Origin of the sequence: Paenibacillus sp. FSL R7-0204 (assembly GCF_038002225.1) — a bacterium.
Taxonomy (GTDB): domain Bacteria; phylum Bacillota; class Bacilli; order Paenibacillales; family Paenibacillaceae; genus Paenibacillus_AQ.
The window spans coordinates 30,057-44,453 of sequence record NZ_JBBOCA010000002.1; the positions used below are offsets into that span (position 1 = coordinate 30,057).

General features: G+C 55.1%; 13 protein-coding genes. 10 read left to right on the forward strand and 3 right to left on the reverse strand.

The window, feature by feature from the left end; genetic code table 11:
• Positions 1-19 precede the first annotated feature (19 nt).
• A complete protein-coding gene (locus MKX42_RS33035) occupies positions 20-1,534 on the forward strand; it encodes an oligosaccharide flippase family protein (RefSeq protein WP_340757971.1) in 1,515 nt (504 codons plus the stop codon).
• 167 nt (positions 1,535-1,701) lie between these two features.
• Here MKX42_RS33035 and MKX42_RS33040 read toward each other — a convergent pair whose 3' ends face one another.
• A complete protein-coding gene (locus MKX42_RS33040) occupies positions 1,702-2,793 on the reverse strand; it encodes a threonine aldolase family protein (protein ID WP_340757973.1) in 1,092 nt (363 codons plus the stop codon).
• A gap of 195 nt (positions 2,794-2,988) precedes the next feature.
• Here MKX42_RS33040 and udk point away from each other — a divergent pair, with 195 nt between their 5' ends.
• The 8 genes from udk to MKX42_RS33080 all read left to right on the forward strand — a co-directional run bounded on the left by udk (position 2,989) and on the right by MKX42_RS33080 (position 11,166).
• Positions 2,989-3,618, forward strand: coding sequence for a uridine kinase (gene udk / locus MKX42_RS33045; RefSeq protein WP_340757974.1), 630 nt, complete (start codon positions 2,989-2,991; stop codon positions 3,616-3,618).
• Positions 3,619-3,721: 103 nt separating this feature from the next.
• The gene (locus MKX42_RS33050; RefSeq protein ID WP_340757975.1) at positions 3,722-4,237 is read left to right on the forward strand and encodes a hypothetical protein; all 516 of its coding nucleotides are present in this window, start codon (positions 3,722-3,724) and stop codon (positions 4,235-4,237) included.
• A gap of 304 nt (positions 4,238-4,541) precedes the next feature.
• Positions 4,542-5,441 carry a carbohydrate ABC transporter permease gene (locus MKX42_RS33055; RefSeq protein ID WP_340757978.1) on the forward strand — a complete coding sequence of 300 codons (900 nt, stop codon included), beginning with the start codon at positions 4,542-4,544 and terminating at the stop codon, positions 5,439-5,441.
• Positions 5,438-6,316: a carbohydrate ABC transporter permease gene (locus MKX42_RS33060; RefSeq protein ID WP_340757979.1), complete on the forward strand. Its 879-nt coding sequence runs from the start codon at positions 5,438-5,440 to the stop codon at positions 6,314-6,316. The genes MKX42_RS33055 and MKX42_RS33060 overlap by 4 nt, the downstream gene beginning before the upstream one ends.
• A gap of 39 nt (positions 6,317-6,355) precedes the next feature.
• Positions 6,356-7,744 carry an ABC transporter substrate-binding protein gene (locus MKX42_RS33065; protein ID WP_340757981.1) on the forward strand — a complete coding sequence of 463 codons (1,389 nt, stop codon included), beginning with the start codon at positions 6,356-6,358 and terminating at the stop codon, positions 7,742-7,744.
• A gap of 100 nt (positions 7,745-7,844) precedes the next feature.
• The gene (locus MKX42_RS33070) at positions 7,845-8,837 is read left to right on the forward strand and encodes a LacI family DNA-binding transcriptional regulator (protein WP_340757983.1); all 993 of its coding nucleotides are present in this window, start codon (positions 7,845-7,847) and stop codon (positions 8,835-8,837) included.
• A 13-nt stretch (positions 8,838-8,850) separates the two neighbouring features.
• On the forward strand, positions 8,851-9,846 hold the full coding sequence (locus tag MKX42_RS33075) for an N-acetylglucosamine kinase (protein WP_340757985.1): 996 nt from the start codon (positions 8,851-8,853) through the stop codon (positions 9,844-9,846).
• Between the two features lie 6 nt (positions 9,847-9,852).
• Entirely contained in the window at positions 9,853-11,166 is a 1,314-nt protein-coding gene (locus tag MKX42_RS33080; protein WP_340757987.1) for a 6-phospho-beta-glucosidase, read from the forward strand.
• A 64-nt stretch (positions 11,167-11,230) separates the two neighbouring features.
• Here the strand turns inward: MKX42_RS33080 and MKX42_RS33085 are convergent, their stop codons facing one another.
• Entirely contained in the window at positions 11,231-11,950 is a 720-nt protein-coding gene (locus MKX42_RS33085) for a bZIP transcription factor (RefSeq protein WP_340757989.1), read from the reverse strand.
• Positions 11,951-12,075: 125 nt separating this feature from the next.
• Positions 12,076-12,891 carry an AraC family transcriptional regulator gene (locus MKX42_RS33090; protein WP_340757990.1) on the reverse strand — a complete coding sequence of 272 codons (816 nt, stop codon included), beginning with the start codon at positions 12,889-12,891 and terminating at the stop codon, positions 12,076-12,078.
• 126 nt (positions 12,892-13,017) lie between these two features.
• Here MKX42_RS33090 and MKX42_RS33095 point away from each other — a divergent pair, with 126 nt between their 5' ends.
• Positions 13,018-14,304 (forward strand): Gfo/Idh/MocA family protein, encoded by a 1,287-nt coding sequence (locus tag MKX42_RS33095; RefSeq protein WP_340757992.1) that lies wholly within the window; start codon positions 13,018-13,020, stop codon positions 14,302-14,304.
• Positions 14,305-14,397: the final 93 nt, after the last annotated feature.

The window sequence follows — 14,397 nt, forward strand, 5'->3', positions numbered from 1 at the left end:
CGAGGAAGCGATCCCACCCTTGAAAACAAATATAAAACTTGCTGCAATCATAACCTATGCTTCGGTCTTTCTGGGCGTCATTATCTCCCTGGGCTCGACGCCGTTCATTGTGTCGACCCTGGGGAAATCCGAATATGGATTATTCGCGCTGGTGAACTCCATCATCGCCTATATCGTCCTGCTGGATCTGGGCTTCGGCAGCGCGGTCATCCGCTTCAATGCGAAATACATCTCTGAGAATGACTCCGCAGGCCAGCGCAATATTAACGGAATGTTCCTGCTGCTGTTCTCAGCCATCGGACTCCTCTCCTTACTTGCCAGTGTGATTCTGGTGTTCAATTTCGATTCGATCTTCAGCAGCCTCGATGCAGCTGAGCTCGGCATTCTGAAGACCATATTCATCATTGCTGCCATCAATGTGGCTGTCTCGTTCCCGCTGAATATCTTCAGCTCGATCATTACGGCCTATGAGCGGTTCGTCTATCTCAAAATCATCAACCTGATCCGCGTGGTCCTCTCTCCGGCCATGATGGTGCTGGTCCTGCTGTTCGACTTCAGATCGACAGGAATGGTTACCGTTGCGCTTGTGCTGAACCTGGCGATCGGCGTGATCAACGTGGTCTTTTGCCGCACCAAGCTGAATCTGAGGGTCCGGTTCCACGGCTTCGATACCAAGCTGTTCAAGGAGATCTTCAGCTATTCGTCCTATATCTTATTGTCGTCGATCGCCTTCCAGATCTATACGAATGCTGATCCGCTGATCATCGGGATGTTCCTCGGGGCTACGCCCATCGCCATCTTCGCCATCGCCGCCCAGCTCAACACGTATATTCTCAACTTCTCCAATGTGCTGGCCAGCTTCTATCTGCCGAAGCTCACCAAGATGATCGTCAAGGGTGCAGATCAGGCGGCCTTAATGCTGGAGCTGGTCAAAATTGGCAGAATACAGGCGCTGATCGTAGGCTACATCGTCTCGGGCTTCGTGTTATTCGGACAGAGCTTCATTCTGATCTGGCTCGGCCAGGATTACAAATATGCGTACACGGTTGCGCTGATCATCATCATTCCCCAGATCACGTCAATTGTGCAATCGCTGTTCGCCACCATGCTGGAAGCGATGAATATGCACAGGGTGAAGGCCTTCATCTATTTCTCTGTTGCTATTCTGAAGGTGGCCTTAACCTTCTGGTTCATCCGGATCTGGGGGATTACAGGCTGCGCCATTGCTACGGCTATCGGGATGATCATCAATGTATGCCTGAATAATGTGTACTACAAGTATAAATTGAAGTTCGATATCCTTCACTTCTGGCTGCAGATCATCCGCGTCTTCATTCCGGTGGTGCTGCTGTCCGGTGCGTGCGGGTTCCTGCTTAGCTTCGTGAGCATCACTTCTTACGTGTACCTGGGCATGTATGTCATCCTGTACTCCCTCATCTATGTGCTTACCATGTGGCTGTTCGGACTGAACGGGGCAGAGAAGAAGATGGTGGCCGGACCGGTGAGAAAAATGGCTCTGCGGAGTCAGGCCTAGTCTGCATCCTCCAAGAAGAAAGATAAGGAATTTTTGTTGCGCGATGCATATAAATTCTTATCTTTGAACCCAGGCGCTGCCTTTCGCTGTTCCTGCTTCCACCTGAACTGCAATCAGCAAACAGCCTCTGCGGACTTCCGCAGAGGCTTGTTACCTGTCTAACAGAGTCAGAGCAGCTTCAGCCGCTCATCCAGCAGCCGGAATGCTTCCCTCAGAGCCGTCTTGGAGACGCCGCCGTAGACATCGCCTATGTTCAGCTCATAGTAACAGGCGGTCTCTCCGGTTGGCTTGAGCCGTGGTGTCAGGCCAATGCCGGTCTCGTTATAGATCCCAATCAATACGGGGGCGAGTTGCTCCTGCGGCAGCGCGAAATGAATATGGAACATATTCGAGACCGGAACCTCCGGCAGTGTAGATACTTTATGGCAGCTGTTGAATAAGGCCGCCAGCTCCTTGGCCTGCTCATAGTATTCTGGCATCCTGCTAATTCGCTGCCGGTAATAATACCGGGCCGGGACAATATAGGGATAGAGACTGATCAGGTCACCGCCGTGGCGGCGTTTCCAGATCTTCGACTCCTCTGTGAAGTCCCGGCTCCCGGCTAAGATCGCTCCGGCAATCCCGCCAATGCCCTTGTACAGGGAGACATACACGCTATCGAACAGCGCGCAGACCTCGGCCGCCGTCTTGCCGTAGTAAGGCAGCACCTCGAACAGCCGCGCCCCGTCCAGATGGAGCTTGATTCCCTGCTCCCGGCAATACGCCGATATCGCTTCCAGTTCCGTATACTCCGGCAGCTGTCCGCCGATCTCCCGCTGCGGCAGCTCCAGCAGCAGACAGGCGATCCCCGGACCCATCCCCTTCACATCCCCGAGGGTAATCAGCCGGTCTGCACTGCCCAGCAGCAGCGGCTCCAGATGATGCAGCTCCTTCAGGCCGTCCTGCTCATGAATCTCCAGATGGCATAGCGGGTGATAAGCGACCCTTTTGCTGCCTTCACGGTCACTCCAGATCCGCAGGGCAATCTGCTGGGCCATCGTGCCGCTGGGGAAGAACACGCTGCAGTCTTTGCCCAGCACCTCTGCCATCTCCGCCTGGAACTCCTCAATCACCGTCCCTGTCCCGTACAAGTCCGCAGCGAGGGTAGCCTCTACACTGGCCAGCGCTTTTTTGAGTACCGCTGCATCCCGTCTGCCATGTCCTGCAAGCTGCACCTGCGTCCTGCCGAACGCCTCCATTAAAGCATTCTCCTCGTTCATTTTGTTATCCCAGCCCCCTTCTCCGTAGCATCCGAACTGAATGAATCCTTGAAATTATATCATTCCCCTACAAAATAACCGAATGTTTTGAATATTCACATGATATTCCTCTCCAGCAAGGTGAAATAAGTTGACCGCTGTGCTACAATATTGGAATTGCAAAGGCAATTGCTTAGGGAGGTTTATAAATTCACCATGCTTATTATTGGTATCGCCGGCGGGACCGGCTCCGGCAAGACAACGGTAGCGCGCTCCGTGATTGACCGTCTTGGCTCTGACAAAGTAACATTCATATCCCAGGATAACTACTATAAAGACCATTCTTACCTCAACATGGCTGAACGCGGTGCAATTAACTATGACCACCCGCTGGCCTTTGACACGGAACTGCTGATCGAGCATCTGGATTGTCTCAAAGCGGGACAAGCCGCCTTCGCTCCCGTGTATGACTTCACGGTTCATGCCCGTTCAACCGAGAAGACTGTGGAGCTTGCCCCGAATAATATCGTCATTCTAGAAGGACTGCATGTGCTGTCCGATGAGAAGCTGCGCGAGCAGCTCAACATCAAGGTGTTCGTGGACACCGATCCCGATGTGCGCATTCTGCGCCGGGTGCTGCGGGATATCGAGGAACGCGGGCGAACCATCCGTTCAATTCATACGCAATACCTCACCACGGTGAAGCCGATGCACGAGGCTTTCATCGAGCCCTCCAAGAAATACGCCGACCTGATCATCCCGGAAGGCGGACAGAATCAGGTCGGAATCGAGCTGCTGTCGGTACTGACCGAGAAGTATCTGTCCGGCGATCATCAGTGGAACTGAATTAAGCTGCGCACCAGCTGTTAGGGGTGCAAGGACCGTCCGGCAATGCCGGACGGTTTTTTGTTGTTCCGGGGAGTATAATGTAATCGGAAAACCGATTACATTGGGCAGCGCGAGGGCTGACGGGCTGATTGTAATCGGTTTTCCGATTACATCGGGCAGCGCGAGGGCTGACGGGCTGATTGTAATCGGAAAACCGATTACATTGGGTGGCGCGAGGGCTACCGGGACGATTGTAATCGGAAAACCGATTACATCGGGCAGCGCGAGGGCTGACGGGCTGATTGTAATCGGAAAACCGATTACATTGGGTGGCGCGATGGCTGACGGGGCGATTGTCGTCGGAAAACCGATTACACCGGGCAGCGCGAGGGCTGCCAGGCTGATTGTAATCGGAAAACCGATTATATTGGGTGGCGCGAGGGCTACCGGGACGATTGTAATCGGAAAACCGATTACATCGGGCAGCTCGAGGGCTTCCAGGCTGATTGTAATCGGAAAACCGATTACATTGGGCGGCGCGAGGGCTGCCAGGCTGATTGTAATCGGAAAACCGATTACATTGGGCGGCGCGTTGACTGACAGGCACTTTGTATGCAAATCTGTCGCCCGAAGGTGAGCTGATCCAAAAATCGCGCTCATAAGTCACATAACCTGACACAAAATTCTTATTAACACTAGAATTTTCATCATTTTCAGCAAACTAATTCATTCACTTGTTATATTTTCTGACTGATAGCGCTTTATCCCCTAAATAAAGGGTTGATTATTTCCGTTTCATCCACTATGATTAGGGAAACAGACAGCATTAAAGTTAAAGCGATTTAACTTATGATTTTGTTTTACCTACTTATATTGCATATTTCGATTTTTATTTACTGCTAAAGTTAAAGCGCTTATACTTTATAGGAAGAAAGGCTGGTGTGTTCGTGATTAAGAGTGAGAGCCGGCGGCAGACATTCTACATGTATCTGTTCATTTCCCCCTGGCTGGTCGGCTTCCTGATCTTCGCCCTGTACCCGATCCTGTCATCGCTGTATTACAGCTTCACCGACTATGACATCATTCATCCGCCCCAATTCATCGGCCTCGCTAACTACACGGAGATGTTCCACAATGAGCTATTCTGGCGTTCCGTGAAGGTCACCCTGAGATATACCTTCATCAGCGTTCCGGTACAGCTGCTGCTTGGCCTGGGATTCGCCCTGCTGCTGCATCAGACTCTTCCCTGGCGCGGCTTCTTCCGGACAGCGATGTATTTCCCCAGCATGGTCTCGGGCGTGGCCATGTCGCTCCTCTGGTACTGGATCTTTAATCCGCAGATCGGCCTCTTCAATTATATGCTCTCCTGGTTCGGCATTCAGGGCCCGGCCTGGCTGATGAACCCCGATACAGCGCTGTATGCCCTAATTATCATGTCTCTCTGGACAGCAGGCTCGGGCATGATCCTCTTCCTTGCCGGTCTGCAGGGCGTCCCGGCCAGCCTGATCGAAGCTGCCAATCTGGACGGCGCAGGACGCTTCCGCATTTTCCTGAATATTACGCTGCCAATGATCTCGCCTGTCCTGCTGTTCCAGCTGATTATGGGTCTGATCGACTCCTTCCAGGTGTTCACGCAAGCCTTCGTCATGACGCAGGGCGGCCCCAACTACTCTACCTGGTTCTACGTCTACAATCTGTATACCAGTGCCTTCAAGGAATACCGCGCCGGATACTCCTCCGCGCTTGCCTGGGTCCTGCTGATTGTCGTCATGCTGTTCACGGCGGTCATTATGAGGCTGTCGCGCCGTTATGTCCATTATGAAGGAGGCAGCCGCCGATGAGTACCGTTAAGGCCACCCGCCCGCTTGGCCCGCCCTCCCGGCTGCGCCGGAGATTCAAGCCTGTTAAGCTTGCCAGCTTCATCACGCTGCTCCTTACAACATTCCTCATGCTGCTGCCGCTGTTCTTCATGGTCTCCACCTCGCTGAAGTCGAAACGGGAGATGCTGAAGTTCCCGCCGACCTTTCTGCCGGAGAGCTGGGCCTGGAGCAATTATACCGATATTTTCGAGACGCTCCAGTTCGGCACCATGTACAAGAACAGCCTGATTATCGCCGGCCTCTCCGTGCTGGGCACCCTGCTCTCTTCGGCGCTGGTCGCTTACGGGTTCGCCAGATACCGGGGACGCGGCAACAACTTCTGGTTCATCCTGCTGCTGAGCACGATGATGCTGCCTTATCCGGCTATTATGATTCCGCAGTTCGTGCTCTTCTCCAAAATGCAGTGGATCGACACCTTCCTGCCGCTGATTGTGCCTGCCTTCTTCGGCTCGGCGTATAACATCTTCCTGCTGCGGCAGTTCTTCTCCACGCTGCCTGAGGAACTGTTCGACGCGGGACGCATGGACGGCTGCGGCGAGCTGAGGATGTGGCGGACGATCGCGCTGCCGTTGTCGGCGCCGGCGCTGGCAACGGTTGCGATCTTTGCTTTTATCTATAGCTGGAATGATCTGTTGACCCCTGTACTCTATCTAAGCTCATCGGACAAATTCACGCTTCCGGTCGGGATGGCCTCCCTCACCTCATCACGCTTCCGCATTCCGCCTTGGCATCTGCTGATGGTCGCCTCCGTCCTGGCTATGGTTCCAATCGTCACCCTGTTCGCCATCGCCCAGAAGCAGTTCGTCGAAGGCATCGTACTGACGGGCATCAAATAATCTTGTCCACAACATTTGAAACCATGGAGGGATTGAACAATGAAGAAGATCGTGAAGAGCAAGAGGACGGCAATTCTGCTGACAACTGCCCTGACGGCAATGCTAGCTCTATCAGGCTGCGGCGGCGGCAAATCGGCAGGCAATGTGGCGGCTGGGGGCAGCGGAGCCGGGAATACCAGCGGTTCGGGGGAGCAAGTGACGATATCCCACTATACGATTGATTCTGAGGACCGGACTTTTATCGAGAAGCTGATCCCGGATTTCGAGAAGGCGCATCCGAACATCAAGGTCAAGGTAGAGAAGGCACCATATGAGCAGTTCGACAGCAAGCTGCAGACACTGATTGCCGGCGGTAATTCCCCGGATGTGACGAGCCACTACGGATACGGCGGTTTTGCCGAATATTATAACAAGGGTATGCTGCTGGATCTGACGGACCTCATTAAGGAAGACGGCTTCAAGGCGGAGGACTACAATATCCCTGAGAATCTGATGAAAATCTATACCGTAAACGGTCATACCTACGGCATACCAGTCAATATGTACGTCACCCTGATGCTCTACAACAAGGATATGTTCGATGCTGCGGGCGTCTCCTACCCGCCAAGTGATTATGAAGATAAGAGCTGGACGTTTGACCGCATGGTGGAGGATGCCAAGAAGATGACGCTCGTCTCGGACGATATTGCCAAAACACAGTACGGCGTAGACTTCACCTGGGCGGAGCGGGATATGCGGCCGCTGTACTTCGGGGCAGAACCTTACTCTGAGGATACCTGGACCAACGGCGGCGTCCCTTCCGAGACGCATTTTGATTCCCCCGAGGTGATTGCCGCATACCAGAAGCTGTTCGACCTTGTATTCAAGGAGAAGGTATCCCCGACCTCCGAGTGGAGCAAAAGCGTTGCCGGACAAAACGGCGATCCGTTCGTCGCAGGCAAGATCGGCATGTCCATCGGCGGCTCCTGGAACCTTGCCGGGGCTAACGACTTCCCGTTCAAAATAGGCGTAGCCGCTGTGCCCTGGGGAGGCAACGACAAGGTGCGCAGCACGCTGTTCGTTGATCCGCTGCTCATTCTGAAGGACTCGAAGCATCCGAAGGAGGCTTTTGAATGGATCAAATACCTCATGACCACTGAAGTCCAGGAGAAGTCCATTGCGCTGAGCGGCGGCAATCCGCCAGTCAACACGGAAGCGGCTGAGGTGTATTACAAGCATTTTGACGGCATTGATCCGGGGGATGTGAAGAAGGTCTACGAGGGCGCGGTCAAATACGGCTATGAATCCTACAACCATCTGATCACCAACTACTCGCAGATCAACGACATGTTCATCAATGAGCTGCAGCCGGTCGAGACGGGACACAAGACCCTCGAAGAGGTTATGCCGGTGATTCAGAAGAAGGTTACGGAGATCATCAGGCGATAGCGCCCCGGCGAGGGTTATATGTTTAGCGGAACCCCGGTGCGGCCTGTATACTGGAGATAGAATATAAGCACCGGCAAATCCGCCGCAAGGAGCGCTTGAGATGAAAGTAAGTATTTTTGATGTAGCCAAAAAATCAGGGCTGTCCGTGGTCACCGTATCGCGGGTATTAAACGGAGCAACCTCTGTGCGGGAGAACAACCGCCAGAAGGTGCTCGACGCAATCAAGGAGCTGGATTACCGCCCGAATGCGGCAGCCCGTAGTCTAGCCAGCGGCAAGACCGGCATCATTGGCCTAGTTGTAACGACCTTGCAGGATTCCTTCTTCGATGCCGTGGTTAAGGAGCTGAATGAGACGCTGGCCCTGCACGGGTATTATCTGGCCATCTCTGTGTCGGATGGCATCGGCTCCGGCGAGAGCCACTACCTGATTCAGGAGGACCGGGTGGACGGACTCATCCTGCTCTCCCCGATCAAAGAGGACAATTATATTGTCGAGCTGAAGCGGCGGGGCATTCCCTATGTGCTGATCGACAACCAGCTGCCGGAGAATGACAGCTATTCCATTACCATCGACAACTTCAAAGGCGGGTATGCCGCAGCCTGCCACCTGCTGGAGCTGGGGCACACCTCCATCGCCCATCTCTGCGGGCAGGAGATGTTCCGCAGTACGCGTGAACGGCGTGCGGGCTTCCTGCAGGCGCTGCAGGAGCAGGGCCTCGTCCCGTTCGAGATCGTGCCCGGTGAATTCGAGATCGCCATGGGCTACGATACGGCGCAGCGCTGGCTTGCGGAGGGCAAGCTGCCAGGGGCCGTATTCGCCGGAGATGACAATATCGCCCTCGGGGTGATCAATGCCCTGATGGAGGCTGGCGTAAGAGTGCCGGAGGAGGTTGCTGTAGTCGGTTACGACGACCACTATATCGCCTCCCAGCTCCACCCGCATCTGACCACTGTGCGCCAGCCGGCGGACAAAATCGGAGTCGCCGCCGCCGACATGCTGCTGCGCCGGATCAGCGGGGAGATGAAGCGCGGCTCCGCTGTCCGGATCGACCCGGAGCTGATCGTGCGGGAATCCACGAAGACAAAACTCTAGGAGTGACAAATCATTGGCTTATTATATGGGAATCGACGGGGGCGGCAGCAAAACCTACGCCCTCATATGCGATGAACAAGGCCGCATCCTCGGCAAAGGCCGGAGCGGCAATGGCAATCACCAGATCAGCGTACAGCAGGCGGAAGCAAGCATCCGCGAAGCAGCCTTCGGCGCGCTGGCCGAAGCCGGGCTCCGGCTGGACCAGCTCCGCCATGCCTACCTCGGGCTGGCCGGGGCGGACCGCCAGACCGATTATAATATTCTTCATCCGATGATCCGCCGGATCGGTTTCACGCAGCACACGATCAGCGCCGATACGATGATCGGCCTGCGGGCGGGGACGGACCGCCCCTGCGGCGTAGCCCTGATCTGCGGCACCGGCACTAATGCGGCAGGCCTGAGTCCGCAGGGCCGACACTTTCAGTGCGGCGGCTTCGATTATATGTACGGCGATTTCGGCGGCGGCGGCGCGCTGAACATCGAGGTGTTCCGCACAGTCATCCGGGCCTGGGATGGCCGCGAGATCCCCACGCTGCTAACGGAGCCGCTCCTCAGGCTGCTAGGCTATGAGCAGGTGGACGATATGTACGATGACTTCCTGGATCACGGGAAGCAGGTACCGCTGGATGCGGCCCGCCTACTCTTCCCGGCAGCGGCTGAGGGCGATGCCCCAGCGCTTGCAATCCTGAACCGCCAAGGCGTAGAGCTGGGCAAGGCCGCGGCGGCCGTCATTCATCGTCTCGGCATGGAGAACGATGAATTCGATGTGGTGCTGGCCGGAAGCCTGCTGACCCGGGGCGACCGGGGCTGGATTCGCGGGCCGATTGAGCAGGCAGTACATGAAGCGGCACCAGGCGCGTCAGTAGTCACCCTCTCCACCGAGCCCGTGGTCGGCGCTCTCTGGTCTGCGCTGGAGCAGGACGGGATCACCGTCAGCCAGGCTATGTATGAGACGATGCGTGCTTACCAGGATTTCGAGCTTATTCCCACTACCACCAGACAGGAGTGATTCATTTTGACAGCGAACCAAGGTCTTAAGATTGCCGTCATCGGCGGAGGGTCTTCTTATACCCCCGAACTGGTAGAAGGCTTCATTCTGCATCATAAGGAGCTTCCTGTCCGGGAGCTGTGGCTTGTAGACATTGAGGCTGGTCTGCATAAGCTGAACATCGTAGGCGCTCTGGCGAAGCGTATGGTGGAGAAGTCCGGCCTTCCGATCGAGGTCCATCTTACCACGGACCGCCGCGAGGCCATTGCCGGTGCGGACTTTGTCAGCACGCAGATCCGTGTCGGGATGCTGGATGCCCGTGCCCGTGACGAGTCGATTCCGCTGAAATACGGCGTGATCGGCCAAGAGACGACCGGCCCCGGCGGTATGCTGAAGGCGCTGCGCACCATCCCGGTTATCCTCGGCATCTGCCGCGATATCGAGGAGCTGGCACCGGACGCCTGGCTGCTCAACTTCACCAATCCCGCTGGCATGGTCACCGAAGCCGTGCTGCGGTACTCCAAGGTGAAGAGTATCGGTCTCTGCAATGCCCCGATTGGCCTGATCAAGCAGGTGTCGGCCAAATACAGCGCCGCACCGGACCGGATCTACGCCGAGTTCGTCGGCCTGAATCACCTGCACTGGATTACCCGCATTGATGTGGAGGGGGAAGACAAGCTGCAGGAGATGCTGGAGGATACCGCAGTCTACAGTGCGAAGAATGTTCCGGCACGCGAATGGAACCCGGAGTTCCTGCAATCGCTGCACGCCTTGCCTTCGTATTATCTGAAGTACTTCTACATGACCGATGCGATGCTCGCGGAGCAGCAGGAAGCCGCAGCGCAAGGCGGGAACCGTGCCGAAGTCGTCAAGCGTGTGGAGGAGGAGCTGTTCGCTATCTACAGCGACCTTGCGCTGAATGAGAAGCCGAAGCAGCTGGAGCAGCGCGGCGGAGCCTTTTATTCCGAAGCGGCCGTGAACCTGATGCGCTCGCTCTATAACGGGACCAATGACATCCAGACGCTGAATGTAGCGAACCGGGGCATCCTTGACTTCCTGCCGGACGATGCCAGCATCGAGGTGAACTGCGTCGTCACGAAGACTGGCCCCCTCCCGCTGCCGCTGACCCGGATTCCGCCGATGGCCAAGGGACTGATTCATGCCGTCAAAGTCTACGAGCAGCTCGCCATCGACGCCGCCGTCACCGGAGACCGCAGCCTGGCGATCCAGGCGCTGGCCCATCACCCGCTCGTCCCTTCCGTGGAAGTAGCGATCGTCATGCTGGATGAGATGCTGGAGGCGAACAGGGAGTATCTGCCGGCTTTTTTCGGGCAGGACTAATCTCTTAACATCAATAAAGAGCCTGCTAACCACAGTTCACTCTGCGGCCGTACAGGCTCTTCTCTTATTTCGCAATGGTATAACGGTAGGTTTCGCCCCCGATGCTGAAGTCGGCATATAGCGGCTTGCCGCTGGACTTCACTTCATCAGGCACCTCGGCCAGGAACACCAGCGTGCCGTTCTTCAGTGGTTCGATCTCCGACAGACTGGTATAGGCGAAGTCTTCCCCGCCCTTCTCTTCCATGGTATCAAAGGTACTATACTTGTATTTGTTGTCGTAGGTAACCTCCACATCCGCTACATCCTCTGCATCCATAGCCTCACCTGCCAGGTTCTTCACCTTCAAGGTGATCGCCAGATAGATTGTCCCTGGTTCCTTGGCTTCATAGTAGGTGTAGAAGGACCCCGGATTGGAAGGACTAATCTTTTTGCCAAAAGAAGTCTTAGTTACGGTATACTCACCCGTCCCCTCAATAACCAGCGGCGTGCCTTTTACGATCAGCTTGTGGTCATTACCGGAATCCGGCGCTGCCGGGCTGTTCCCGTCATTTACAAGTTCAGCCGAACCGCCCTCCTCTTCTGCTGTCACAGGCTTTACCAGGCTCTCCTTTAACATCTCATTCTGTTCTTTTAGGAATTTGTTCTCCTTTTGCAGCTCACTAATCTCTGTCTTCAGCCTGTCCAGGTCTTCTGGTGCGGGACCCGCCTTGTCCGAGGAGCACCCGGTTACGGATACGGCAAGCATGGCAGCAGCAAGCCAGAGGCCCCCTGATTTCATTTTCATAACACACCCCAATATTTGTATTTTAATCTTCCCTATTATAGGGCAAATCCTGAGTAAAAGATTGAAAAATATGTAATACTTCCGCAGCGATTGTCGAATGAAACAGCGGATGCGAACCGTAGTCGTCATCCCCTGTGCTGCTTGCGGTACTGGAGAGGGGAACGCCTTGTAATCGCCTTGAACACCCGCCCGAAATGCGCAATGCTCTCAAATCCCGTCTCCGCCGACACCCGGGTGATCGGCCACTTCGTCTGCGTGAGCAGTACCTTCGCCTCACGGATGCGGACATAGTTAAGGTATTCGATGATGGTGAAGCCTGTCGTCTGCTTGAAAATCCGGCACAGATACGTTGCGCTTATGAAGAACTGCTCGGCAATCCCCCCAAGACTCAGCCGCTCGCTGTAATGGTTGTCCAGATATTCGATAATGCTGTACACCCGGCGCTGCCCCTCGCTCTGCTCCGGGGAGACCAGGGCGGGCTTCGCCCTCCTTATCCGCTCCAGCGTAATCAGCAATTGTAGCAGCAGCATCCTTGTATATTCAGTGCTCCAGCGCAGCCCCTCCTTCTGTTCCTCCTGCATCGCCTGGAGCAGATCTGTAATGACTCCCTGTTCATGCGCCGTGGGCCGCAGCAGGAAGCTCCCCCCTTCGAACACATTCATCCAATCTGCCCCGGGTGCCACCGGCTCCAGATAGGCATCATTGAAGCTGATCAGCACCCGCTCATGCGGCAGATGGCTTCCGCCTGTTGTGCGGTGGAGGTGATTTTTGTTAATAAACACGAGGTCTCCGGCCTCCAGCGCGTACATTCCATTCCGGATATAATAGTGCCGCTGCCCGGATAACAGATAATATATTTCGTAGAAATCATGGAAATGGTCGGTGTCCATATTGAAATGCCCGATGCGCCGCAGCTGCTCAATCTGAAAGATAGGTTCCACCTTCACCAAGCCCCCCGCCAGGATAAGATATACACAGTTTTGAGCAAAATAGACTAAATACCGTTCACTTTCTGCATTTTCTATACTATAAAATAGAATCAAATCCAAGTAAATGGAGTGATCCCCTTGTCCAAAAAGAAATATGCACTTGTCGGCACCGGCGGCCGGGCTGAATTTTTCTATGGCGCCATTGTTACCGCTTACAACGAAACCTCCGAGCTGGTGGCCTTCTGCGATGTCAATCAGACGCGGATGAATTTCGCCAATCATATGCTTACAGACAAATACCATTACCATGAGGTCCCTACGTACAAGGCAGAAGACTTCGACCGGATGATCACCGAGACCCGGCCCGACTTCGTGCTGGTGACTACGATTGACCGGACGCATCACAAGTATATCATCCGCGCGATGGAGCTGGGCTGTGATGTCATTTCCGAGAAGCCGATGACGATTGACGAGGAGAAATGCCGGGAGATCTTCGATGCGATTGAGCATACCGGCCGGAATCTGCGGGTAACCTTCAACTACCGCTATGCGCCGCATAACACGAAGATTCGTGAGGTCATTATGGATGGCGTGCTGGGCGAAATTCTGTCCGTGAACTTCGAGTGGCTGCTGAATACCCAGCATGGAGCGGACTATTTCCGCAGATGGCACCGCGACAAGCGGAACAGCGGCGGCCTGCTGGTGCATAAATCGACGCATCACTTCGACCTGATGAACTTCTGGCTGGGGTCGCAGCCGGACACGGTTTTTGCCATGGGGGACCTGCGCTTCTACGGCAGAGAGAATGCCGAGAAACGGGGCATTACCGAGTTCTATCAGCGTGCCTACGGCAGCAAGGCTGCCGAGAACGACCCGTTCGCGCTACACCTGGACCGTAATGAACACCTGAAGAGCATGTACCTGGATGCCGAGCACGAGGACGGGTACCAGCGCGACCAGAGTGTGTTCGGGGACAATATCAGCATCGAGGACACTATGAACGTCATGGTCAAGTACAAGAACAAGACTGTCATGAACTATTCGCTTAACGCATATATGCCGTGGGAGGGCTTCATCATCGTGTTCAATGGTACACAGGGCCGGATGGAGGTGCGGATTACTGAGCAGTCCTACGTCAATTCCGGCGGCAAAAAAGAAAACGAAGGCGCGTTGGAAGGTGTCAGCATTATGATCTATCCGCACTTCAAGGAGCCTTACAGCGTGGAGTTCGAGAGCAGCAGTGGCGGACATGGCGGCGGCGATCCGGTGCTGCTGAGCGATATTTTTGATAAAAAGCAGGAGGACCGCTTCAACCGCGCAGCTTCGCACAAGGACGGCGCGATGTCCATTATGACCGGCATTGCTGCCAACCGCTCCATGAAAACCGGCCAGTCGGTGCGGATTGCTGACCTCTGGCAGGGATAATCTAGCGCGTGTATCACAGCAGCCCCCTTTGATCACGGGTACGTGGTGGAAGGGGGGCTGTGTTCGGTTTTCCGCACTCATCCGGCCCGCTCG